The sequence below is a fragment of the Pantoea sp. RG18 genome, assembly GCF_025910075.1.
Lineage (GTDB): Bacteria > Pseudomonadota > Gammaproteobacteria > Enterobacterales > Enterobacteriaceae > Pantoea > Pantoea agglomerans.
Genome location: NZ_JAPCIL010000015.1, coordinates 449,272 through 470,769 on the forward strand (window position 1 = coordinate 449,272; position 21,498 = coordinate 470,769).

Annotated in this window: 22 protein-coding genes, 4 tRNA genes and 1 other annotated feature; of the genes, 19 read left to right on the forward strand and 7 right to left on the reverse strand. The window is 52.5% G+C overall.

Going from position 1 to position 21,498, the window contains the following annotated elements:
• Window positions 1–221: 221 nt before the first annotated feature.
• From csrA to luxS, 9 genes are all read left to right on the forward strand, one after another.
• A complete protein-coding gene (gene csrA, locus OK409_RS18350) occupies window positions 222–407 on the forward strand; it encodes a carbon storage regulator CsrA (protein WP_008927091.1) in 186 nt (61 codons plus the stop codon).
• A 283-nt stretch (window positions 408–690) separates the two neighbouring features.
• A tRNA-Ser gene (locus tag OK409_RS18355) sits at window positions 691–783 on the forward strand.
• Window positions 784–791: 8 nt separating this feature from the next.
• Window positions 792–868, forward strand: a tRNA-Arg gene (locus OK409_RS18360).
• Window positions 869–951: 83 nt separating this feature from the next.
• A tRNA-Arg gene (locus tag OK409_RS18365) sits at window positions 952–1,028 on the forward strand.
• Window positions 1,029–1,099: 71 nt separating this feature from the next.
• A tRNA-Arg gene (locus tag OK409_RS18370) sits at window positions 1,100–1,176 on the forward strand.
• Between the two features lie 596 nt (window positions 1,177–1,772).
• The gene (yqaB, locus tag OK409_RS18375; RefSeq protein WP_031594176.1) at window positions 1,773–2,339 is read left to right on the forward strand and encodes a fructose-1-phosphate/6-phosphogluconate phosphatase; all 567 of its coding nucleotides are present in this window, start codon (window positions 1,773–1,775) and stop codon (window positions 2,337–2,339) included.
• Window positions 2,336–2,764, forward strand: a complete 429-nt coding sequence (locus tag OK409_RS18380) for a YqaA family protein (RefSeq protein ID WP_010248498.1) — start codon at window positions 2,336–2,338, stop codon at window positions 2,762–2,764. Before yqaB ends, OK409_RS18380 begins: the two co-directional genes overlap by 4 nt.
• A 31-nt stretch (window positions 2,765–2,795) precedes the next feature.
• Window positions 2,796–4,403: a glutamate--cysteine ligase gene (gene gshA / locus OK409_RS18385; RefSeq protein ID WP_264367303.1), complete on the forward strand. Its 1,608-nt coding sequence runs from the start codon at window positions 2,796–2,798 to the stop codon at window positions 4,401–4,403.
• A 150-nt stretch (window positions 4,404–4,553) separates the two neighbouring features.
• Entirely contained in the window at window positions 4,554–5,069 is a 516-nt protein-coding gene (luxS, locus tag OK409_RS18390) for an S-ribosylhomocysteine lyase (RefSeq protein WP_009086888.1), read from the forward strand.
• 61 nt (window positions 5,070–5,130) lie between these two features.
• On the opposite strand, the gene OK409_RS18395 is transcribed toward luxS, so the two are convergent.
• Together OK409_RS18395 and OK409_RS18400 are read right to left on the reverse strand one after the other, a co-directional pair.
• Window positions 5,131–6,417 carry an HlyC/CorC family transporter gene (locus OK409_RS18395; protein WP_022623780.1) on the reverse strand — a complete coding sequence of 429 codons (1,287 nt, stop codon included), beginning with the start codon at window positions 6,415–6,417 and terminating at the stop codon, window positions 5,131–5,133.
• Between the two features lie 15 nt (window positions 6,418–6,432).
• On the reverse strand, window positions 6,433–7,233 hold the full coding sequence (locus tag OK409_RS18400) for an inner membrane protein YpjD (protein WP_010248489.1): 801 nt from the start codon (window positions 7,231–7,233) through the stop codon (window positions 6,433–6,435).
• Between the two features lie 165 nt (window positions 7,234–7,398).
• Here OK409_RS18400 and ffh point away from each other — a divergent pair, with 165 nt between their 5' ends.
• The 5 genes from ffh to rplS all read left to right on the forward strand — a co-directional run bounded on the left by ffh (window position 7,399) and on the right by rplS (window position 10,910).
• Window positions 7,399–8,760 (forward strand): signal recognition particle protein, encoded by a 1,362-nt coding sequence (gene ffh / locus OK409_RS18405; protein ID WP_010248486.1) that lies wholly within the window; start codon window positions 7,399–7,401, stop codon window positions 8,758–8,760.
• A gap of 142 nt (window positions 8,761–8,902) precedes the next feature.
• Window positions 8,903–9,151 carry a 30S ribosomal protein S16 gene (rpsP, locus tag OK409_RS18410; protein ID WP_003849041.1) on the forward strand — a complete coding sequence of 83 codons (249 nt, stop codon included), beginning with the start codon at window positions 8,903–8,905 and terminating at the stop codon, window positions 9,149–9,151.
• An 18-nt stretch (window positions 9,152–9,169) separates the two neighbouring features.
• The gene (rimM, locus tag OK409_RS18415; RefSeq protein WP_010248480.1) at window positions 9,170–9,718 is read left to right on the forward strand and encodes a ribosome maturation factor RimM; all 549 of its coding nucleotides are present in this window, start codon (window positions 9,170–9,172) and stop codon (window positions 9,716–9,718) included.
• A gap of 35 nt (window positions 9,719–9,753) precedes the next feature.
• Window positions 9,754–10,518: a tRNA (guanosine(37)-N1)-methyltransferase TrmD gene (trmD, locus tag OK409_RS18420; protein ID WP_010248477.1), complete on the forward strand. Its 765-nt coding sequence runs from the start codon at window positions 9,754–9,756 to the stop codon at window positions 10,516–10,518.
• A 44-nt stretch (window positions 10,519–10,562) separates the two neighbouring features.
• On the forward strand, window positions 10,563–10,910 hold the full coding sequence (gene rplS / locus OK409_RS18425) for a 50S ribosomal protein L19 (protein WP_003849035.1): 348 nt from the start codon (window positions 10,563–10,565) through the stop codon (window positions 10,908–10,910).
• A gap of 96 nt (window positions 10,911–11,006) precedes the next feature.
• On the opposite strand, the gene OK409_RS18430 is transcribed toward rplS, so the two are convergent.
• Window positions 11,007–11,543: a GNAT family N-acetyltransferase gene (locus OK409_RS18430; RefSeq protein WP_010248470.1), complete on the reverse strand. Its 537-nt coding sequence runs from the start codon at window positions 11,541–11,543 to the stop codon at window positions 11,007–11,009.
• A gap of 288 nt (window positions 11,544–11,831) precedes the next feature.
• Between OK409_RS18430 and OK409_RS18435 the strand changes: the two genes are divergently transcribed.
• The gene (locus OK409_RS18435; RefSeq protein ID WP_111535045.1) at window positions 11,832–12,911 is read left to right on the forward strand and encodes a 3-deoxy-7-phosphoheptulonate synthase; all 1,080 of its coding nucleotides are present in this window, start codon (window positions 11,832–11,834) and stop codon (window positions 12,909–12,911) included.
• A gap of 5 nt (window positions 12,912–12,916) precedes the next feature.
• A complete protein-coding gene (gene tyrA / locus OK409_RS18440) occupies window positions 12,917–14,038 on the forward strand; it encodes a bifunctional chorismate mutase/prephenate dehydrogenase (RefSeq protein ID WP_264367304.1) in 1,122 nt (373 codons plus the stop codon).
• 56 nt (window positions 14,039–14,094) lie between these two features.
• On the opposite strand, the gene pheA is transcribed toward tyrA, so the two are convergent.
• The 4 genes from pheA to bamD all read right to left on the reverse strand — a co-directional run bounded on the left by pheA (window position 14,095) and on the right by bamD (window position 16,855).
• Window positions 14,095–15,258, reverse strand: coding sequence for a bifunctional chorismate mutase/prephenate dehydratase (gene pheA / locus OK409_RS18445; RefSeq protein WP_010248448.1), 1,164 nt, complete (start codon window positions 15,256–15,258; stop codon window positions 14,095–14,097).
• Between the two features lie 22 nt (window positions 15,259–15,280).
• Window positions 15,281–15,405: a sequence feature (Phe leader region), on the reverse strand.
• On the reverse strand, window positions 15,357–15,404 hold the full coding sequence (gene pheL, locus OK409_RS18450; RefSeq protein WP_193555295.1) for a pheA operon leader peptide PheL: 48 nt from the start codon (window positions 15,402–15,404) through the stop codon (window positions 15,357–15,359). (Overlaps the previous feature by 48 nt.)
• A 101-nt stretch (window positions 15,406–15,506) precedes the next feature.
• The gene (gene raiA, locus OK409_RS18455) at window positions 15,507–15,842 is read right to left on the reverse strand and encodes a ribosome-associated translation inhibitor RaiA (RefSeq protein ID WP_003849030.1); all 336 of its coding nucleotides are present in this window, start codon (window positions 15,840–15,842) and stop codon (window positions 15,507–15,509) included.
• 281 nt (window positions 15,843–16,123) lie between these two features.
• A complete protein-coding gene (gene bamD, locus OK409_RS18460) occupies window positions 16,124–16,855 on the reverse strand; it encodes an outer membrane protein assembly factor BamD (protein WP_010248444.1) in 732 nt (243 codons plus the stop codon).
• A 129-nt stretch (window positions 16,856–16,984) separates the two neighbouring features.
• On the opposite strand from bamD, the gene rluD reads away from it, so the two are divergent.
• The 3 genes from rluD (at window position 16,985) to clpB (ending at window position 21,389) form a co-directional block, all read left to right on the forward strand.
• On the forward strand, window positions 16,985–17,962 hold the full coding sequence (rluD, locus tag OK409_RS18465; RefSeq protein WP_010248442.1) for a 23S rRNA pseudouridine(1911/1915/1917) synthase RluD: 978 nt from the start codon (window positions 16,985–16,987) through the stop codon (window positions 17,960–17,962).
• Window positions 17,962–18,690 carry a purine nucleoside phosphorylase YfiH gene (gene yfiH, locus OK409_RS18470; protein ID WP_187513934.1) on the forward strand — a complete coding sequence of 243 codons (729 nt, stop codon included), beginning with the start codon at window positions 17,962–17,964 and terminating at the stop codon, window positions 18,688–18,690. The genes rluD and yfiH overlap by 1 nt, the downstream gene beginning before the upstream one ends.
• A gap of 113 nt (window positions 18,691–18,803) precedes the next feature.
• Window positions 18,804–21,389, forward strand: a complete 2,586-nt coding sequence (gene clpB / locus OK409_RS18475) for an ATP-dependent chaperone ClpB (protein ID WP_029519628.1) — start codon at window positions 18,804–18,806, stop codon at window positions 21,387–21,389.
• The last annotated feature ends 109 nt before the right edge of the window (window positions 21,390–21,498 follow it).

Here is a 21,498-nt window from a genome sequence, read left to right on the forward strand (position 1 = left end):
GTCAGAACGGTTGTTCCGGCGCTTTTTAATACGATGCTAAAGCAGCAAATGACAAAGTCAGGTTGATGTAGTGTATTTCGGCTAAACTAACTATCAGCAGAATGTATTGGCGCATCGATGTGCATTGGTGTATTTCTCATACACATTGTGCAGCGTTAAATGATGGATAATGCCGGGAGCCTGTACAAGCCCGACTCTTTTAATCTTTCAAGGAGCAAAGAATGCTTATTCTAACTCGTCGAGTTGGTGAAACCCTCATGATCGGTGATGAGGTAACTGTAACGGTGCTGGGTGTTAAGGGTAACCAGGTTCGTATCGGTGTTAACGCGCCGAAAGAAGTGTCTGTGCATCGCGAAGAGATCTATCAACGCATCCAGGCTGAAAAAACGCAACAAACCAGCGTTTAACGGATTCAGCGTCTCGCACCTGTGCGAGGCGCTACCGCTTTCTGTAAAAATCCTGCCTTTTCTTTCTACCTGTTCCTCCTCTGTTTTGTTAACGCCATCATCTTTCATTGTTGATAATTCACTCTTTTTGTCGCCATTTTGTCCCAATTGTGTGTGATTTGCTCAATCAAACAAAGTTTCGGAAAAATTGTTTGACTTAAAAGTCCGGGAAAGTAATATGTGCGCCACGCAGTGCCGATGAGCAGAAACAACGTTCAGACGCACAGTTCGAAAGAAAGCGTAAGGTGAGGTGGCCGAGAGGCTGAAGGCGCTCCCCTGCTAAGGGAGTATACGGTCAAAAGCTGTATCGAGGGTTCGAATCCCTCCCTCACCGCCATTTTCGATGCATCCATAGCTCAGCTGGATAGAGTACTCGGCTACGAACCGAGCGGTCGGAGGTTCGAATCCTCCTGGATGCACCATCGAAAAAAAGAAACAAAGCGAATTAGCAATTCCTTTCATGGTGAGTAGTTAGCACCCTGCGTTGTACAAGAATTTGTTTTATGCATCCATAGCTCAGCTGGATAGAGTACTCGGCTACGAACCGAGCGGTCGGAGGTTCGAATCCTCCTGGATGCACCATTCTTTGTAACATCCTTAGGTTGGTTTCTGTAAGTCCATAAAAAGTTGTACCTCAAAAGATAGACCCCAATGCATCCATAGCTCAGCTGGATAGAGTACTCGGCTACGAACCGAGCGGTCGGAGGTTCGAATCCTCCTGGATGCACCATCTTCTCGAATGTTGGCAGTTCCTCAGTGTGACATGACGCAATAAGCGTTCCGGCCGCACGAAGGGGGATAACGTTGCATCAGCAACGGCCCGCAGGGCGAAGCGCAAGCTGAGTCATCCTCCTGGATGCACCATCTTCTTCTTTAGCCTCAAAATCCCTCAAAGTATCATGGCGCGATGATCGCTAAGACCTCAATAAACACGATAGCGTTACTTCCGTAACCGCCCGTACAGCAAACGCTGAGTGAGTATCCTGAAAAACCTCTGCAGTTTCCCTCTGGCTTCACACGCACTCTTTTCCTGTTTAATCTGCCCCATTGATTCATCATCCTGACTTAAGCGATCCGAAACGCCTGTTTCCCGCATCAACGCCTTCTGTTTTGCTGCCCATGCCCGTCCGCCGCCGCTTGTCTGCCAGAAGAATGTTAAAAAAACGCTGGAATTTCGTACGTTTATCGCTGGTCGTGCACGATCACCTTTATCTGAAAACAAAAATTGTTAATGCTTTCAAAGCATTTGCTGTTCATCCCCCCTGGCGACAACCTGTCCACATTAGGCTAAAGTAATGTCTCATTTGATGAATGTCCGGAGTGACAATGTACGATCAATATGACGCCCTGATTTTCGATATGGACGGCACGATTCTTGATACTGAGCCGACACATCGAAAAGCGTGGCGTCAGGTACTGACGCGTTATGGATTAACGCTGGATGAAGCACGTATTATCGACTTCAATGGCGCACCAACCTGGCGGCTGTCGCAGTTCATCATTGAATCCAATCAGTCGTCACTCGACCCTCATCTTCTTGCCGCAGAAAAAACCGCTGCCGTGAAAGCGATGCTGCTGGAAAACGTGAAGCCACTGCCTTTAATGGAGGTGGTGAAAGCGTATCACGGGCGTCGTCCGATGGCGGTCGGTACCGGAAGCGAACACAGCATGGCAGAGGCGTTACTGACGCAGCTGGGCGTACGTGAGCTCTTTTCGGCCGTCGTCGGTGCTGACGACGTACAGCGTCATAAACCTGAGCCAGAAACCTTCTTACGCTGCGCTGAGCTGATGGGTGTGACGCCGGCACGTTGTGTGGTGTTTGAGGATGCGGACTTTGGTATTCAGGCAGCGAAGGCGGCAGGTATGGCTGTGGTGGATGTCCGCTTACTGTGAGTGACGTTCTTACCTATGCCTCGATGTTCGGCAGCAGCTTTTTAAGTGCAACGCTCCTGCCGGGAAGTTCTGAAGCACTGCTGATAGCACTATTGATAGCAAAAAAGACATCAGTTTACGGGTTGCTTTTGGCCGCATCACTGGGAAACACCTTGGGCGGCTTAACCAACATTCTTATTGGTCGCTTGCTGCCGTTAAAACGTCAGGGGCGATGGCATGACACAGCAATGACGTGGTTGCATCGACTGGGACCTGCAGCACTGTTATTCAGCTGGCTGCCAGTGATAGGTGATCTGCTCTGCGTTCTGGCAGGCTGGTTACGTTTCGCCTGGCTACCCGCGATGCTGTTTCTCGCTGTCGGCAAAACACTGCGTTATATCGTTATCGCGACTGCCACATTACAGGGTATGCAATGGTGGCATTGATTCGCACAGATTCGAGGCTACGGTTAACATTATGCTGAACAAAAATAAATTATTATCACAGCGGGGGGGTAATGTGATCCCGGACGTATCTAAAGCGCTCTCCTGGCTGGAAGCGCATCCCAATGCCCTTAAAGGTATTGGCCGTGGCATCGAGCGTGAAACGCTGCGTGTACAGGCAAATGGCGAGCTGGCAAAAAGCGGCCACCCGGAATCTCTGGGGTCGGCGCTGAAACATGACTGGATCACCACTGACTTTGCCGAAACGTTGCTGGAGTTTATTACGCCAGTGGATCACAGCATTGATCATATGCTGGCATTCCTGCGCGATATTCATCGTCACGTTGCCCGTGAACTGGGTGATGAACGCATGTGGCCGTTTAGTATGCCGTGCGAGATTGACGATGCGGACAATATTGAACTGGCGCAATATGGCACGTCCAATATTGGTCAGATGAAGACGCTTTACCGCGAAGGGCTGAAAAACCGCTACGGCGCGTTGATGCAGACCATCTCCGGCATTCACTATAATTTCTCACTGCCACTCTCATTCTGGCAGGAGTGGGCTGACGTGAAAGATAAGGAAAGCGGAAAAGAGACGATCTCGGCGGGCTATCTGCGGCTGATCCGCAACTATTATCGCTTCGGCTGGGTGATCCCCTATCTGTTTGGCGCATCGCCTGCTATCAGCTCCAGCTTCCTGCAGGGCCGTGAGAGCGCGCTGCCGTTTGAAACCAACGACAAAGACACGATGTGGCTGCCGTATGCCACCTCGCTGCGTCTGAGCGATTTAGGCTACACCAATAAATCGCAGAGCTCTCTGGGCATCACGTTTAACTCACTGGAAGGCTATGTCACTGCGCTGAAGAAAGCGATCAAGACGCCGTCAGAAGAGTATGCAGCGATGGGCACTAAAGATGCCGACGGTAACTGGCTGCAGCTCAACACCAACGTGCTGCAGATTGAAAACGAGCTCTATGCGCCAATCCGGCCTAAGCGTGTGACACGCTCGGGTGAAGCGCCCTCTGATGCGCTGCTGCGTGGTGGTATTGAGTACATTGAAGTGCGTTCGCTGGATATCAATCCGTTCTCTGCAATCGGCGTAGATGAGAATCAGGTTCGCTTCCTCGACCTGTTCCTGATCTGGTGTACCCTGGCCGATGCGCCGGAAATGAGTGCAGATGAGTTGCAATGCACCCGTATAAACTGGAACCGGGTTGTGCTGGAAGGGCGTAAACCGGACCAGAAAATTGCCGTAGGCTGCGGAGAAGCGGAACATTCGCTGGTTGAAGTGGGCAAAACCCTGTTTGCCGATCTGCGTCGGGTTGCTGAAGTGTTAGACAGTCATAATCAGGACAGCACGGAATATCAGCAGGTTTGCGATCAACTGGTAGCATCGTTCGACGATCCTGAGCTAACCTACTCGGCGCGCATCCTTCAGGCAATGAAGGACAATGGTGTAACCGGAACCGGCGTGGCGCTGGCTGAACAGTATCGCCATCTGCTCTGCGAAGAGCCGCTGGAAGTGCTGACAGAAGAAGATTTCACGCGTCAGGCGCAGGCGTCTGTTGCTGCACAGCAGCAGCTGGAAGCAAATGATAAGCTGGATTTTGAAGCGTATCTGGCGAGCCGGGAAGTGTAGAAAAGAAAAAGGCCACATCAATGTGGCCAAATTAACATCTCTGTTGTCAGGGATGATGATAACAAATGCGCGTCTTTCATATATTCAGACGTTGGGCGAACAGAAAAGTTTCATCGTTTTAAAAAAAATTCTCAGAACAGGAGGTGACGTATGCCACTACTGGACAGTTTTACCGTTGATCACACCATCATGGGCGCACCGGCAGTTCGCGTGGCGAAAACCATGAAGACTCCGCATGGCGATACGATTACCGTTTTTGACCTGCGTTTTTGCCGCCCGAACATTGATATCCTCACTGAGCGTGGCATTCATACGCTGGAGCATCTCTTTGCCGGATTCATGCGTGATCACCTGAATGGTGATGGTGTGGAAATCGTCGATATCTCGCCAATGGGTTGCCGCACCGGCTTCTACATGAGCCTGATTGGTACACCAGACGAGCAGCGCGTTGCCAAAGCGTGGAAAGGGGCGATGGAAGATGTTCTGAAAGTGAAAGATCAGAACCAGATCCCTGAGCTGAATGAATACCAGTGCGGCAGCTACAAGCTGCACTCACTGGATGAAGCGCAGCAGATCGCCCGCAATGTGCTTGCGCATGAGATCGGCGTTAACCGCAACGAAGATCTGAAACTGCCTGCTGAAAAGCTGAAAGAACTGCACATCTAGTCAGGGCTTTGCTGCTAAAAAAAACGCCGCATCATGTCGATTGCGGCGTTTTTTTATCGCTTCAGGACCCTACCGATTTTTTCAGTGGCGTCTTCGGCGTAATGCGCACTTGTTTAATCATGTTGTCCTGCACGTCCAGAATATCGACGTTGTAGTGGCCGATCTGAACACGGGTGGCGATGGCAGGGATCTCTTCCAGCGCTTCCAGCAGCATGCCGTTAATGGTGCGCGCTTCCTGCTCTGGCAGCTGCCAGTTAAACGCCTTGTTAATTTCACGCACACTGGCGCTGCCTTCAATCAGCACGGACCCATCATTCTGCGGCATCACTTCTTCTGCCAGTGATGGTGACATGGAGGTGGTGAAGTCACCCACGATCTCCTCCAGAATGTCCTCTATTGTCACCAGCCCTTTGATGTCGCCATACTCATCCACCACCACGCCCGCTTTCTCTTTGTTGCGCTGGAACTTCACCAGTTGGGTGTTCAGCGGTGTCCCTTCCGGGATGTAGTAAATCTCATCGGCGGCGCGCAGCAGCGTCTCTTTGGTGAACTCTTTTTTCTCCGTCATCATGCGCCAGGCTTCGCGCACCCGCAGCATGCCGACGCAGTCATCCAGCGAGTCCCGGAACAGCACAATGCGGCCGTGTGGCGAGTGGCTCAACTGGCGCACCACCGACTTCCAGTCATCGTTGATATTAATGCCGACGATCTCGTTACGCGGAACCATGATGTCATCAACGCTGACTTTCTCCAGGTCGAGCACGGAGAGCAGCATGTCCTGATTACGGCGTGACATCAGGCTACGTGACTCATAGACGATGGTACGCAACTCCTCTTTGCTCAGCGCGGAGTTAATGGCACCGTCAGCGCGGATACCCGCCATCCTCATCAGCAGACGGGTAATGGTGTTGAGTAGCCAGACCAGCGGCAGCATGATGTATTGCAGCGGGACCAGCAGCAGGCTGCTGGGAAAGGCGACGCGTTCGGGATAGAGGGCCGCCACTGTTTTCGGCAGCACTTCAGCAAATACCAGCACCACAAAAGTGAGGATACCGGTTGCGATCGCAACCCCTTCGTCACCGTGAATACGCATGCCTACAATGGTGGCAAGTGCGGAAGCCAGAATATTCACCAGGTTATTGCCGATTAATACCAGGCTGAGCAACCGGTCGGGGCGACGCAGTAACTTCTCCACCCGGCGAGCGGGGCGACTGCCGTTTTTGGCCTGATGGCGCAGCTTATAGCGGTTAAGCGTCATCATTCCGGTTTCCGACCCGGCAAACCAGGCGGAAACCAGTACCATGACGCAGAGAATAATAATCAGCGTGGTGGTTGAAACATTCTCCAACGCAGAACTTCCTTTTTAACGAGAGGTGGGGACAAGCAGATGCTGCAGGATGCGACTGCCGAAGTAAGCCATGGTTAACAGCACCGCACCGCTGCAGTTAAACCAGACGACGCGGCGACCACGCCAGCCTTCATGATAGTGCCCCCAGAGCAAAACGATATAAACAAACCACGCGATGATGGAGAGCACGGCTTTATCGACGTTTTCTGCGCTGAAGAGATCCTGCATATAAAACAGACCGGTGCAGAGCACCAGCGTCAACAGCACGACGCCCACCTGGGTGATGTGAAACATCTTACGTTCAATGGTCAGCAGCGGCGGCATATCCTGTGTGAACGCCAGGCGCTTGTTTTTTAACTGGTAATCGATCCACGCCAGCTGCAGTGCATAGAGCGCGGCAATAATCAGCGTCGCGTAGGCGAACAGCGACAGGCCGATATGGATCATCATGCCTGGCGTGGTTTCCAGATGGGTGATAAACGCATTGGGCACAAAAGTGGCGAAGGCCAGATTGATCAGCGCGAAGCTGTAAACAATCGGCAGCAGCAGCCAGCCACGGTTGCGTGACGCCACAATGGTCATGATGGCGCAAATCAACAGGCTGACCAGCGAGCCTATGTTGAGCAGGCTTAAATTCTGTCCGCTATCAACAGCAAATATGCGTTGCTGCAAGGCCACCGCGTGTGTCACCAGCGCCACACAGGCAGAGAGCATCGCCATTCGCCGCCAGCCGCCGTTACGTTTCAACAGGCTGGGAATGATCAGGGCAAGACTTAAGGAGTAGGCGAATAGCGCCACTATCGCGAAAACGAACATAGATCCTTTCAGGTTCAGTCAGATAAGGAAAAGGCAGTATAGCGCCAGCCGAAGCAGGCTCCAAACGATCTGAGGGGCAATTGCAGAGATCGCTGAGGCTTCGTGTTATAATCCGCCGCATTCTGCCGATCAGGCGCCTCGCGATCTTTTTTTTAGTGAGAGACCATGTTTGATAATTTAACCGATCGTTTGTCGCAAACCCTGCGAAACATCAGCGGCCGCGGAAGGCTGACTGAAGAGAACATCAAAGAGACCCTGCGTGAAGTGCGCATGGCACTGCTTGAGGCTGACGTTGCGCTGCCGGTGGTGCGTGACTTCATCAACCGTGTGAAAGAGAGTGCGGTCGGCCATGATGTGAATAAAAGTCTGACTCCAGGTCAGGAGTTTATCAAAATCGTTCGTAACGAGCTGGTTACGGCGATGGGTGCAGAGAACAATGCTCTCGACCTGGCTGCTCAGCCGCCAGCCGTGGTGCTGATGGCGGGTTTGCAGGGTGCCGGTAAAACAACCAGCGTCGCTAAGCTGGGTAAATTCCTGCGCGAGAAGCACAAAAAGAAAGTCTTAGTGGTTTCTGCCGACGTCTATCGTCCGGCGGCAATCAAACAGCTGGAAACGCTGGCACAGCAGGTGGGCGTGGATTTCTGCCCATCCGATCTCAGCCAGAAGCCGGTCGATATCGTTAACAATGCGCTGCGTGAAGCTCGCCTGAAGTTCTACGATGTACTGCTGGTGGATACCGCCGGTCGTCTGCACGTTGACGAAGCGATGATGGACGAAATCAAACAGGTTCATGCCGCGATCAATCCGGTAGAAACGCTGTTTGTGGTCGATGCCATGACCGGTCAGGATGCGGCAAACACGGCTAAAGCTTTTAATGAAGCACTACCGCTGACCGGTGTTATCCTGACCAAAGTCGATGGTGATGCACGAGGCGGTGCGGCGCTGTCGATTCGTCATATCACCGGTAAGCCGATTAAATTTATGGGTGTCGGTGAAAAAACCGATGCACTTGAGCCGTTCTATCCGGAGCGTATTGCTTCGCGTATCCTCGGCATGGGTGACGTGCTGTCACTGATCGAAGATATCGAAAGCAAGGTTGACCGCGATCAGGCTGAGAAACTGGCTAAGAAGCTGAAAACCGGCGACGGTTTTGATCTCAACGATTTCCTTGAGCAGCTGAAGCAGATGCGCAACATGGGCGGCATGGCCAGCCTGATGGGCAAACTGCCCGGTATGGGACAGTTACCTGACAATGTGAAGTCACAGATGGATGACAAAGTGCTGGTGCGCATGGAAGCGATCATCAACTCGATGACACGCAAAGAGCGTGAAAAACCAGAGATCATCAAAGGCTCACGCAAGCGCCGCATTGCGACCGGCTCCGGTATGCAGGTGCAGGACGTTAACCGCTTATTGAAGCAGTTTGACGATATGCAGCGTATGATGAAGAAAATGAAGAAGGGCGGTATGGCGAAAATGATGCGCGGCATGAAGGGTATGATGCCGCCAGGTTTTCCTGGCCGCTAAAGCGTTCCACAAAAAAGCCCGAAATGGCACGGTTTAGGTTGCTTTTTTCGCCAAAATGAGTAAAATTTTCGGGCTTTTTATACAGCACCCGGACCCCGTTCCTCGATGGGGGCCGGGTGTTTTATTAACTGAAGAGGATGTTATGGTAACAATTCGTTTGGCACGTCACGGCGCTAAAAAGCGTCCGTTCTATCAGGTCGTCGTCACTGACAGCCGCAATGCACGCAACGGTCGTTTTATCGAGCGCGTTGGTTTCTTCAACCCGATCGCATCTGGTCAGGCTGAAGGTCTGCGTCTTGATCTGGATCGTATCGAGCACTGGGTTGGCCAGGGCGCAACGCTTTCTGATCGCGTTAACGCGCTGGTCAAAGAAGCTAAGAAAGCAGCTTAATCTGTCACGGTGGTGAGCATGAGCAGACAAATTGCCGCACAGCCTCCTGTTAACCCGATTGTATTGGGTAAGATGGGAGCCGCCTACGGTATTCGCGGCTGGCTCAAAGTGTTTTCCTCCACTGAAGACGCTGAAAGCATCTTCAACTACCAACCCTGGTTCATCCAGCGCGCCGGTAAATGGCAGCAGGTCGAACTGGACGGTTGGAAGCACCACAATCAGGACCTGATCATCAAAGTCAAAGGCATTGAAGATCGGGATGCGGCGGCTCAGTTAACCAATTGCGAAATTCAGGTTGACTCGACGCAGTTGCCATCGCTGGAAGAGGGCGACTACTACTGGAAAGACCTTATGGGCTGCCAGGTGGTTAACCTTGAAGGCTACGAGATGGGTAAAGTCATCGATATGATGGAAACCGGCTCGAACGACGTTCTCGTCGTTAAGGCAAACCTGAAGGATGCATTCGGTGCTCAGGAGCGGTTAATTCCGTTTCTTGATGAACAGGTTATCAGGAAAGTCGATCTCTCTACTGGCATCATTGAGGTAGATTGGGATCCTGGTTTTTGATCTCCGAATCGAACGGTAACGTAACGGCGAATACAATGTGGATTGGTGTTATTAGCCTGTTTCCAGAAATGTTTCGCGCTATTACCGATTACGGGGTAACTGGCCGGGCTGTAAAAAACGGTCTGCTCAGCATTCAGAGCTGGAGTCCTCGTGACTTCACGCACGACCGGCACCGTACCGTGGATGATCGTCCTTACGGCGGCGGACCGGGAATGCTGATGATGGTACAACCCTTACGGGATGCCATCTCCGCAGCGAAAGCAGCGGCAGGTGATGGGGCCAGGGTGATCTATCTTTCACCTCAGGGTCGCAAACTGGACCAACAGGGTGTTTGCGAACTGGCGGCACGGGACAAGTTAATTCTGGTCTGTGGCCGTTATGAAGGGATTGATGAGCGCGTAATCCAGACCGAAATTGATGAAGAATGGTCAATCGGTGATTACGTTCTCAGCGGCGGGGAACTGCCAGCGATGACGATGATTGACGCAGTCGCCCGGTTTATTCCTGGCGTGCTCGGCAAGCAGGCGTCAGCCGATGAGGATTCGTTCTCGGAAGGTTTGCTGGATTGTCCGCACTATACCCGACCTGAAGTGTTAGACGGCGTGGAGGTCCCGGCAGTACTACTGTCAGGCAACCATGCTGATATTCGCCGCTGGCGTCTGAAGCAGTCGCTAGGCCGTACCTGGCTGAGAAGACCTGAACTTCTGGAAAACCTGGCTCTGACTGAAGAGCAAGCAAGGTTGCTGAATGAGTTCCAGCGGGAATCTCAGCAGCAACAAAACGATGATGTGGAAGAGTAAGCTCTTCCCCGACTATCAGTTTACCCAGGATATGAGATTTAATTATGAGCAACATTATCAAGCAAATTGAACAAGAGCAGATGAAACAGGACGTACCTTCCTTCCGCCCGGGTGATTCCGTGGAAGTGAAAGTATGGGTCGTTGAAGGTTCTAAAAAACGTCTGCAGGCATTCGAGGGCGTGGTTATCGCTATCCGTAACCGCGGTCTGCACTCTGCATTCACTGTTCGCAAAATTTCTAACGGCGAAGGCGTTGAGCGTGTATTCCAGACTCATTCACCTGTAATTGACAGCATCGCTGTTAAACGTCGTGGCGCTGTGCGTAAAGCCAAACTGTACTACCTGCGTGAGCGTACTGGTAAGTCTGCTCGTATTAAAGAGCGTCTTAACTAAGGTATCGCTAACGCGACATCTAAAAGTTAATAGCAAACAAGGGGTTGGCATCTGCCAGCCCCTTTTTTATGTCACTGCCAACCTTGCTGCCTACAGTTAACCGTCGTCCGGCCGCTGAAAATGATAAATCGCGGTATTAACCGGCCCTTCCTCTAATACAATCAGGCCATAGCGACAGCCAATGAACTGACCACCGCACTTCTCAGCCACGCCCCGACTGGCCAGGTTATCCTCTGCTGCCAGAATCTCAATCACCCGGGTCTCTGGGCGTGAAAACCCCAGCGGCAGCAACGCGGCCACCGCGCGGCTGGCGATTCCCTGACGCTGGGCATCACTGCGAACCCAGTAGCCAATTGCGCTGGTGTCACCCGGATGACGGGCAAAGCGTATTCCTGCGCCCCCCAGCAGCTGGTCATGCTGATCAACGATGGCAAACTCTTCCGCTTCCTCTTTCATCCGTTGCCAGTGGGTAAAGCGGATCCAGCTTTCTGCTTCATGAGGCTGATAATCGTGATGCGCCCAGACCATCCATGGGATAAGGCTATCCAGAGAGGCATTAACCGCAGTGGTAAACGCAGATACGTCGCTGAGCTCAAAAGGTCGCAGATAAATATTTTGTGGTGATGGGTACATAACTCTCTCAGCGCGAACAGAATGATTCTTTTATTCTGCCTGTGGGTAGCAGAAAGGCAATAACCTCAACTGTAAACTTATTTTTACAATTGCGTTTGGTTTTTTGTGGTTGAGCTTTTTATTATATGCATGATTTTATTGGTTATTTTAAGTATATTTCGCACCCTTCTTGATCCATGGTAATAAAAGTGTACATATAATATTGCGCTATGTATTGTCTGTGATACAGTATTTGCATTCCTCAGTGAGGAGTCCATGACTGCCAATACGAGCCAAAGGATCGCCATCATGCAAAAAGACGCGCTGAACAATGTGCATATCGCCGGTGAACAGGTATTAATCACGCCTGAAGAGCTGAAAGCGAAGTTTCCACTGACCACTGAACAGCAGGATCAGGTCGCGGCGTCGCGCCAGACCATCTCTGACATTATTGCCGGCCGCGATCCGCGTCTGCTGGTAGTGTGCGGACCCTGCTCAATTCACGATACCGAAGTGGCAATGGACTATGCTCGTCGTCTGCAAACCCTTTCCGAAGAGCTGAAAGATCAGCTCTTTATCGTGATGCGCGTCTATTTTGAAAAACCTCGTACCACCGTCGGCTGGAAAGGGCTAATCAACGATCCTTTCATGGATAACTCGTTTGATATGGAAGCGGGTCTGCACATTGCGCGCCAGCTGCTGGTGAACCTGGTTGAAATGGGTTTGCCTCTGGCCACTGAAGCGCTGGATCCCAATAGTCCGCAATATCTGGGCGACCTGTTCAGCTGGTCTGCCATTGGCGCCCGTACCACTGAATCGCAGACGCACCGTGAAATGGCCTCGGGCCTGTCGATGCCGGTAGGCTTTAAAAATGGCACCGATGGCAGTCTGGGAACGGCAATCAACGCCATGCGTGCAGCCGCAATGCCACACCGTTTTGTCGGGATTAATCAGGCCGGTCAGGTCTGCCTGCTGCAGACTCAGGGCAATCCGGATGGTCACGTGATCCTGCGTGGCGGCAAAGCGCCGAACTACGGTCCTGAAGATGTCGCGCAGTGTGAAAAAGAGATGCTCAAGGCGGGACTGCGTCCAGCCTTAATGATAGATTGCAGCCATGGTAATTCGAACAAAGACTACAGCCGTCAGCCTGGCGTAGCGGAATCCGCTATTGCGCAGATCAAAGATGGGAACCGTTCAATCATTGGTTTGATGCTGGAAAGCCATATCAATGAAGGTAACCAGTCTTCTGAGCAGCCACGCAGCGAAATGAAGTATGGCGTTTCCGTAACCGATGCATGCATCAACTGGGAAGTGACCGAAACGTTGCTGCGTGAAATGCATCAGGATCTGCAGGGAGTGCTGTCGGCGCGTCTGTCACAAGAGGTGTAAGAGCAATGGTGGCTGAACTGACCGCATTACGCGATCAAATTGACAGTGTTGATAAAGCGCTGCTGGATCTGCTGGCTAAGCGACTGGAACTGGTGGCCGAAGTAGGTGAAGTGAAGAGCCGTTACGGCCTGCCTATCTATGTGCCTGAGCGTGAAGCGTCGATGCTGGCTTCGCGTCGCAAAGAGGCCGAAGCGCTCGGTGTACCACCGGATCTGATTGAGGATGTGCTGCGTCGCGTGATGCGGGAATCCTATACCAGCGAGAATGACAAAGGCTTTAAAACCCTCTGTCCTGAACTGCGCCCGGTGGTGATTGTCGGTGGTAAGGGGCAGATGGGCCGGCTGTTTGAAAAAATGCTCGGGCTATCAGGCTACACGGTTAAAACGCTGGATAAAGAGGACTGGCCTCAGGCTGAGACTCTGCTCAGCGATGCCGGAATGGTGATCATTAGCGTGCCGATTCACCTGACCGAGCAGGTGATTGCCCAACTGCCACCACTGCCGGAAGATTGTATTCTGGTCGATCTGGCGTCAGTCAAAAACCGGCCTCTGCAGGCAATGCTGGCTGCCCATAACGGGCCTGTGCTGGGTCTGCATCCGATGTTTGGCCCGGACAGCGGCAGCCTGGCAAAACAGGTGGTGGTCTGGTGTGATGGAAGACAACCGGAAGCGTATCAGTGGTTCCTGGAGCAGATTCAGGTCTGGGGTGCGCGTCTGCATCGTATCAGCGCTGTTGAGCATGACCAGAATATGGCATTCATTCAGGCGCTGCGTCACTTTACTACCTTCGCTTATGGTCTGCATTTAGCCGAAGAGAACGTCAATCTGGATCAGCTGCTGGCGCTCTCGTCGCCCATTTACCGGCTTGAACTGGCGATGGTGGGGCGGTTGTTCGCTCAGGATCCTCAACTCTATGCGGATATCATCATGTCTTCAGAGAGTAATCTGGCGCTGATAAAACGCTATTACCAGCGGTTTGGTGAAGCGATTGCGCTGCTGGAGCAGGGCGACAAGCAGGCGTTTATCGCCAGCTTTAACCGGGTTGAACAGTGGTTTGGCGATCACGCAAAACGCTTCCTGGTCGAAAGCCGAAGCCTGTTGCGATCGGCCAATGACAGCCGCCCATAAATGACAGCCATCCATCAATGAAAAAGGCATCCAGTTGGATGCCTTTTTTCTTCTTTTTATTCGCCAGGTTCAGCGGGCACCACATTTTCGCTGGGGTAACAGCCCAGTACCTTCAGAGAGCGTGTCATGGTCTGTAATTCCTGCAGCGCCTGCTGCATCCGCTCTGATTGCAGGTTGCCCTGCACATCAATGTAAAACATCTCTTCCCACGGATTACCATTAATCGGGCGGGACTCCAGCTTGCTCATAATCAGGTTGTGCTGACGCAGTACCAGCAGCGCGTCGACCAGCGCACCCGCCTGCTGGCCGGTTGCCATAATCAGCGTGGTTTTCGCTGGCACCTGGTCGGAAACCTCGATTGCTTTGCGGGCCAGCACGATAAAGCGGGTGTGATTCTGCTGCTGATTCGCCAGATTACGTTCCAGCACCTGCAGCTGATAGAGTTCGCCGCCGGCCTCACTGCCCAGCGCCGCCACCTTAGGTGAGTTGAGCGCAGCCACTTTCTCCATCGCTGCCGCGGTACTCTCGGTGTATTCGATTTTCCAGTGCGGGAAACGATTAATAAACTGGCTGCACTGCTGGAACGGCTGAGGATGGCTGTAAACCGTCTCAATCTGCTGAAGGTCGGTGGGGCCATTCACCAATACGCAATGGTCGATGGGCAATGTCAGCTCGCCCACGATTGAGAGGCTGGTCTGTTGCAGCAGATCGTAGACATCGTTGATCGAGCCTGAACTGGTATTCTCAATCGGCATCACGGCGTAATCAGCCACGCCATTTTCGACCTGTTTGATGATGTCGTGAAACTTCAGGCAGCCACACTCCACCATGCTATCGAAATGGCGCGACGCGTAGTTGCGTGCTGCAAGATGCGAATAAGAGCCTTTCGGGCCCAGAAAGGCGATACGGGCGGCATGCGCATGGGGATGGTTGAGGTTTTTTTGCAGCAGCGCTTGCTGAGTCAGCACGGAATCTTCAATTACCAGCTGGAACAGACGGGTGATGTAGTGCGCATCCAGGTTGTGTGCCTTACCCAGTACGATGAGATTCTCCAGTAGCGCGCGTTCGCGCTCCACATCCCGAATCGGGCGATGCGTCGCCAGTTTCGCTTGTGCAACTTCCACTGCCAGCAAACGACGCTCGGCCAGCAGCGTCAGAAGTTTTTTATCCACGGCGCTGATTTTATCGCGTAGCGCCAGCAATGGATTATCGGGATTCATAGGGCTCACCTGTATGCTATCCAAAAAAAAAGCCTCCCGGTTGGGAGGCTTCGGTGTTCGTCTTCGCTTTCATTTTCACACGACGAATGGCCTCCCGTTCAGGGGAAGGTAAAAAAGAAAGCGAAGAAAAACAGATCAGGTTTCATTGTCATGTCCGAAAAGAGAGTGACCTGAGAGTAACCGTACTGCTTAAAAGCTGTCAATAAAAAACGCGCCCGCAGGCGCGTTAAGAAACAGCGTTAAGAAAATCAGGACTCTTCGTCGGCGGGAATGATGTCTTTCACGCTGGCACTGGCGCGGCGTGCTTCAGACTTGTGCTGAACTTTATTCAGTTGACGCTCGAGCTTGGCAATCAAATCGTTGATAGCGGTATACATATCATCGTGCTTGGCGCTGGCCACCAGAGTCCCGTTAGGTGTGTTAATAGTGGCGTCAGCCACGAATTCTTTGGGCTCTTTGGAAAGGACAATATGTGGATTAATCAGGTCGGTTTGCCATTTTTCGAGCTTGGCGAGACGGTCTTCAACATGGCTTCGGATTGCCGGAGTGATGTCCATTTGTTTACTGGTAATGTTCAGAATCATCGTTCTTACCTCTCTGTCATTTCCGTCTTGGTCTTCTCAGCATAGCGCGAAAAAGCGTTCAATGTGGGATTTCGATCACGAAAAAATGTCACTTTTTGTCAGTCACAACATTCTGTGAGAAAGGCAGAGAAACTGGCCGAAATGGCTTGAAGCGAAACGATTAACACGGCATGCTTGATGAGTTAGCTCGCTGAGAACAGATCCAAATCTGACTGTTCTGTAAGCAAAAAAAAGCAGCCCTGAGAGGCTGCTTTTTTTATGGCTGAAAATCCTTCGAACGATCAGCTTTTATTAGCTGCAATGATTTTCGCCACTTTATCGGCTTCAGCGTTCAGCTGCAGATTGCGGTAAGCATTCTCCATCAGCGGCAGGGCATCGTGTGTTGCCTGCGTATCCGGATAATCGCGCATCATACCTTCGACACGGTTAACAACCGCGACATAAGCCTCACGCTTAGTATAGAATTGCGCCACTGACAGCTCATATTTAGCCAGACGGTCTTTCAGATAGACCAGGCGTTTCTGAGCATCAGCCGCATACTGGCTGTTCGGGTAACTCCGCAGCAGCTGAGAGAAGTCGCGGAAAGCATCACGAGCGTGCGTCGGATCGCGGTCAGAACGATCAATACCAAAGAAGCCCTGCAGCGCGGAGTCATCCAGCGCCATGTCCGTCAGACCTTTCATATAGATGACATAGTCAATGTTCGGATGCGTGGGGTTCAGACGCATAAAGCGAGCAATGGCAGCCTGCGCCAGGGGCAGATCGGCATTTTTATAGTACGCGTAGATTAAATCCAGCTGCACCTGCTGCGAATAAGGACCGAACGGATAACGATTATCCAGCGCTTCCAGTTGCTTAATCGCAGCTTTAAAGTTACCGTCCTGCAGCTTTTGCTGCGCTGTAGCATAGATTTCAGAAGGCGGGCTGTCCGGTACCGCGTCATTTGAGCCGGAACAACCAACAAGTGCCAGGCTCAGTGTGGCAGCAGCCACCAGATGTTTCATACGCGTCATGACGAAGTGATTATCCTCAAATGTTATGGCGGAAGCTGTCCGTATAGCTCCCGGTAATGACCAGGTACGATAGCACATTATATTAAACGGCATCGCCGTGAAAACCCAACGTTAACGAAGAAGCTGTATATGGCACAACAAGTTCAACTCACCGCAACGGTATCCGAATCACAACTCGGACAACGCTTAGATCAGACTTTGGCGGAATTGTTCCCTGATTATTCACGTTCTCGCATAAAAGAGTGGATCCTCGATCGTCGCGTTACTGTAAACGGCGTCATGGTCGATACACCCAAAGAAAAAGTGCTGGGCGGCGAGCTGGTCGCGATTGACGCTGAGATCGAGGAGGCGCAGCGCTGGGAACCGCAGAATCTGCCACTCGACATCGTTTATGAAGATGAAGACATTATTGTCATCAACAAACCACGCGACTTCGTGGTTCACCCTGGCGCCGGTAATCCGGATGGCACGGTATTAAACGCCTTACTTCATCACTATCCGGCGATTATGGATGTGCCGCGCGCGGGCATCGTACACCGGCTGGATAAAGACACCACCGGTTTAATGGTGGTCGCGAAAACCGTTCCGGCTCAGACGCATCTGGTGGACTCGCTGCAGCGTCGCGAAATCACCCGTGAATATGAAGCGGTTGCGATTGGCAATATGACTGCGGGCGGCACCGTTGAGCAGCCTATCAGCCGTCACTCAACCAAACGCACCCACATGGCGGTACACCCAATGGGTAAACCGGCGGTCACTCATTACCGCATCATGGAGCACTTCCGGGCCCATACCCGTCTGCGCCTGCGTCTGGAAACCGGTCGTACTCACCAGATCCGTGTGCATATGTCTCACATCAGCCATCCGCTGGTGGGCGATCCGCTTTACGGTGGCCGTCCGCGTCCACCAAAAGGCGCGTCAGAGGCATTTATTACTACGCTGCGCGGTTTCGATCGTCAGGCACTGCACGCCACGATGTTGCGCCTCTATCACCCCATCAGCGGTATTGAAATGGAATTCCATGCTGCGCTTCCGCAGGACATGGTTGATTTAATCGCGGCGTTAAAAGCAGACACTGAAGAATTTAAAGACCAGTTGAATTGGTAATGAATCTGATGACTCCTCAATGGCCCGCTCCGTCACGCGTTCGGGCCTGCTCGACGCAGCGACAGGGCGGCATCAGCACATCGCCCTGGGATGCACTGAATCTCGGCGGGCATGTGGGAGATAATCCGGATGCGGTGGCGCGTAACCGGCAGTTGCTGTTGGAAGAGGCGGGTTTACCTGCCATGCCGCAGTGGCTGGATCAGGTTCATGGCACTGAGGTTGTGCGTCTGACTGCAGGGGAAAGTACGCCATTACGTGCTGATGCCTGTATTACCGATCAGCCCGGCGTCGTCTGCGCCATCATGACCGCTGACTGTCTTCCGGTCCTGTTCTGTTCGCAGGATGGCACGGAAGTGGCGGCGGCACATGCAGGCTGGCGCGGACTTTGTGCGGGTGTACTGGAAAATACGCTGGCGCAGTTTCGTTCGCCGCCTGATCAGATTCATGCCTGGCTTGGACCGGCAATCGGACCTGATGCGTTTGAGGTCGGCGAAGAAGTCCGTCAGGCCTTTATGGCTCAGGATCCCAGGGCTGTGCAGGCTTTCCGTCCATCAGGTGACCGCTTTTACGCCGACATCGGCCTGCTGGCGCAGATGCGACTACAGGCAGCGGGCGTGAATTCAGTCAGCGCCAGCAGCCTTTGTACCTTTACGCAGCGCGACGATTTCTTCTCTTTCCGCCGCGATGGGATCACCGGGCGTATGGCAACTTTGATCTGGCTGTTATAACCTTACGCCATAAGACGGTCCAGTTAGCGTATTTTTTACTCAAATCTCAGGTCATTAACCTTGAAATTTTGAGGGATGACCTCATTTAATCTCCAGTAGCATTTTGACCTGTAATGGGAGGAATTATGCGTCTGGATCGTCTTACTAATAAATTTCAGCTGGCTCTCGCCGACGCGCAGTCCCTCGCTCTGGGACACGACAATCAATTCATCGAACCTCTGCATCTGATGAGCGCATTGCTCAAACAGGAAGGCGGATCGGTTTCACCTTTACTGACTTCGGCCGGTGTCGACGTTACGCCATTTCGCGCTCAGGTTGAGCAGGCTATTGATCGCCTGCCACAAGTTGAAGGCAGCGAAGGCGATGTACAACCCTCATCTGACCTCGTCCGGGTATTAAACCTGTGCGACAAGCTGGCACAGAAGCGCAACGATAACTTTATTTCATCCGAATTATTTGTTCTGGCCGCGCTGGAATCGCGGGGTTCACTGGCCGATCTGCTCAAAGCAGCGGGCGCAACGCGTGAAAAAATCACCAGTGCGATTGAACAGATGCGGGGAGGAGACAACGTGAACGATCAGGGGGCTGAAGATCAGCGCCAGGCTTTAAAAAAATACACTATCGACCTGACCGAGCGGGCAGAGAAGGGCAAACTCGACCCGGTCATTGGTCGTGACGAAGAGATTCGCCGCACCATCCAGGTTCTGCAGCGCCGTACCAAAAACAACCCGGTACTGATTGGTGAACCTGGCGTGGGTAAAACCGCGATTGTCGAAGGGCTGGCGCAGCGCATCATCAATGGTGAAGTGCCTGAGGGTCTGAAAGGACGTCGGGTACTGGCACTGGATATGGGGGCGCTGGTGGCCGGGGCGAAATATCGCGGTGAATTCGAAGAGCGTCTGAAAGGCGTACTGAGTGACCTGTCGAAACAGGAAGGCAACGTCATTCTGTTTATCGACGAGCTGCACACCATGGTGGGAGCCGGTAAAGCTGACGGTGCGATGGACGCCGGCAATATGCTTAAACCTGCGCTGGCGCGTGGTGAACTGCACTGTGTGGGTGCCACTACGCTTGATGAGTATCGCCAGTACATTGAAAAAGATGCCGCGCTGGAGCGTCGTTTCCAGAAAGTCTTTGTGGCTGAGCCGAGTGTGGAAGATACCATCGCCATTCTGCGTGGTCTGAAAGAGCGTTATGAACTGCATCACCATGTGCAGATCACTGACCCGGCGATTGTCGCGGCGGCGACCCTGTCTCATCGTTATATTGCTGACCGGCAGCTGCCGGATAAAGCGATTGACCTGATCGATGAAGCAGCTTCCAGCATTCGTATGCAGATGGACTCGAAGCCGGAGTCACTGGATCGCCTTGAGCGCCGTATCATTCAGCTGAAGCTGGAGCAGCAGGCGCTGAAGAAAGAGGCGGACGATGCCAGCATCAAGCGTCTTGAGATGCTGGAAACCGAACTCAACCAGAAAGAGCGCGAATACGCCGAGCTGGAAGATGAGTGGAAGACAGAGAAAGCCTCGCTGTCCGGCACGCAGAACATTAAAGCGGAACTTGAGCAGGCGCGTCTGAATTTAGAGCAGGCACGTCGCCAGGGTGACCTCGCTCAGATGTCAGAGCTGCAGTACGGTAAAATTCCGGCACTGGAAAAACAGTTAGCCGCAGCGACTCAGGCCGAAGGCAAGACCATGAAGTTACTGCGTAACCGGGTAACCGATGTGGAGATTGCCGATGTGCTGGCACGCTGGACCGGTATTCCGGTCGCACGAATGATGGAAGGTGAGCGCGATAAGTTACTGCGCATGGAGCAGGACTTACATGGCCGGGTCATTGGACAGGATGAAGCGGTTGAGGCGGTATCAAATGCTATTCGCCGTAGTCGCGCAGGCCTTTCTGATCCAAACCGGCCTATCGGTTCCTTCCTGTTCCTGGGGCCAACCGGGGTCGGTAAGACCGAACTGTGTAAAGCGCTGGCTAATTTCCTGTTCGACAGTGACGATGCGATGGTTCGTATCGACATGTCCGAATTTATGGAAAAACACTCAGTATCACGGCTGGTGGGTGCACCTCCGGGTTATGTCGGCTATGAAGAGGGCGGTTATCTGACCGAAGCTGTGCGCCGTCGGCCTTATTCGGTCATCCTGCTGGATGAAGTAGAGAAAGCGCATCCTGATGTCTTTAACATTCTGCTGCAGGTGCTGGATGATGGGCGTCTGACGGATGGGCAGGGCCGCACGGTCGATTTCCGTAACAGCGTGGTGATTATGACCTCTAACCTGGGATCAGATTTAATCCAGGAGCGGTTCGGCAATCTCAGTTACCCGGAAATGAAAGATATCGTGATGGGTGTGGTCGGACAGCATTTCCGTCCTGAGTTCGTCAACCGTATTGATGAGGTGGTGGTGTTCCATCCGCTGGCTGAGAAACATATTGCGTCCATTGCGCAGATTCAGCTGCAGCGGCTGTACAAACGTCTGGATGAACGGGGTTATCAGCTGCACATCTCTGATGATGCGATCAAACTGCTGGCGGAGAACGGGTATGATCCGGTCTACGGTGCACGTCCGCTGAAACGTGCGATACAGCAGCAGATCGAGAACCCGCTGGCTCAGCAGATCCTTGCCGGTTCGCTGGTGCCAGGCAAAACCATCGAAATGGATGTGGAGAACAACATCATTACTGCACATCAGTAAGGGTGTGGAATGAAAAACGGGCCTATGGCCCGTTTTTTTTGCCCTTTTGAGGGGTTTTTGCTTATTTAATGCTCCTTTTGAGTGCAAAATGAACGGTCAGAAAAAAAGT

Bases quoted from the DNA above. Each gene is read 5' to 3' on its own strand.
- csrA (WP_008927091.1), top strand. From the start codon at position 222: ATGCTTATTCTAACTCGTCGAGTTGGTGAAACCCTCATGATCGGTGAT.
- yqaB (WP_031594176.1), top strand. From the start codon at position 1,773: ATGTACGATCAATATGACGCCCTGATTTTCGATATGGACGGCACGATT.
- gshA (WP_264367303.1), top strand. From the start codon at position 2,796: ATGCTGAACAAAAATAAATTATTATCACAGCGGGGGGGTAATGTGATC.
- luxS (WP_009086888.1), top strand. From the start codon at position 4,554: ATGCCACTACTGGACAGTTTTACCGTTGATCACACCATCATGGGCGCA.
- OK409_RS18400 (WP_010248489.1), bottom strand. From the start codon at position 7,233: ATGTTCGTTTTCGCGATAGTGGCGCTATTCGCCTACTCCTTAAGTCTT.
- ffh (WP_010248486.1), top strand. From the start codon at position 7,399: ATGTTTGATAATTTAACCGATCGTTTGTCGCAAACCCTGCGAAACATC.
- rpsP (WP_003849041.1), top strand. From the start codon at position 8,903: ATGGTAACAATTCGTTTGGCACGTCACGGCGCTAAAAAGCGTCCGTTC.
- rimM (WP_010248480.1), top strand. From the start codon at position 9,170: ATGAGCAGACAAATTGCCGCACAGCCTCCTGTTAACCCGATTGTATTG.
- trmD (WP_010248477.1), top strand. From the start codon at position 9,754: ATGTGGATTGGTGTTATTAGCCTGTTTCCAGAAATGTTTCGCGCTATT.
- rplS (WP_003849035.1), top strand. From the start codon at position 10,563: ATGAGCAACATTATCAAGCAAATTGAACAAGAGCAGATGAAACAGGAC.
- OK409_RS18430 (WP_010248470.1), bottom strand. From the start codon at position 11,543: ATGTACCCATCACCACAAAATATTTATCTGCGACCTTTTGAGCTCAGC.
- OK409_RS18435 (WP_111535045.1), top strand. From the start codon at position 11,832: ATGCAAAAAGACGCGCTGAACAATGTGCATATCGCCGGTGAACAGGTA.
- tyrA (WP_264367304.1), top strand. From the start codon at position 12,917: ATGGTGGCTGAACTGACCGCATTACGCGATCAAATTGACAGTGTTGAT.
- pheA (WP_010248448.1), bottom strand. From the start codon at position 15,258: ATGAATCCCGATAATCCATTGCTGGCGCTACGCGATAAAATCAGCGCC.
- raiA (WP_003849030.1), bottom strand. From the start codon at position 15,842: ATGATTCTGAACATTACCAGTAAACAAATGGACATCACTCCGGCAATC.
- bamD (WP_010248444.1), bottom strand. From the start codon at position 16,855: ATGACGCGTATGAAACATCTGGTGGCTGCTGCCACACTGAGCCTGGCA.
- rluD (WP_010248442.1), top strand. From the start codon at position 16,985: ATGGCACAACAAGTTCAACTCACCGCAACGGTATCCGAATCACAACTC.
- yfiH (WP_187513934.1), top strand. From the start codon at position 17,962: ATGAATCTGATGACTCCTCAATGGCCCGCTCCGTCACGCGTTCGGGCC.
- clpB (WP_029519628.1), top strand. From the start codon at position 18,804: ATGGGAGGAATTATGCGTCTGGATCGTCTTACTAATAAATTTCAGCTG.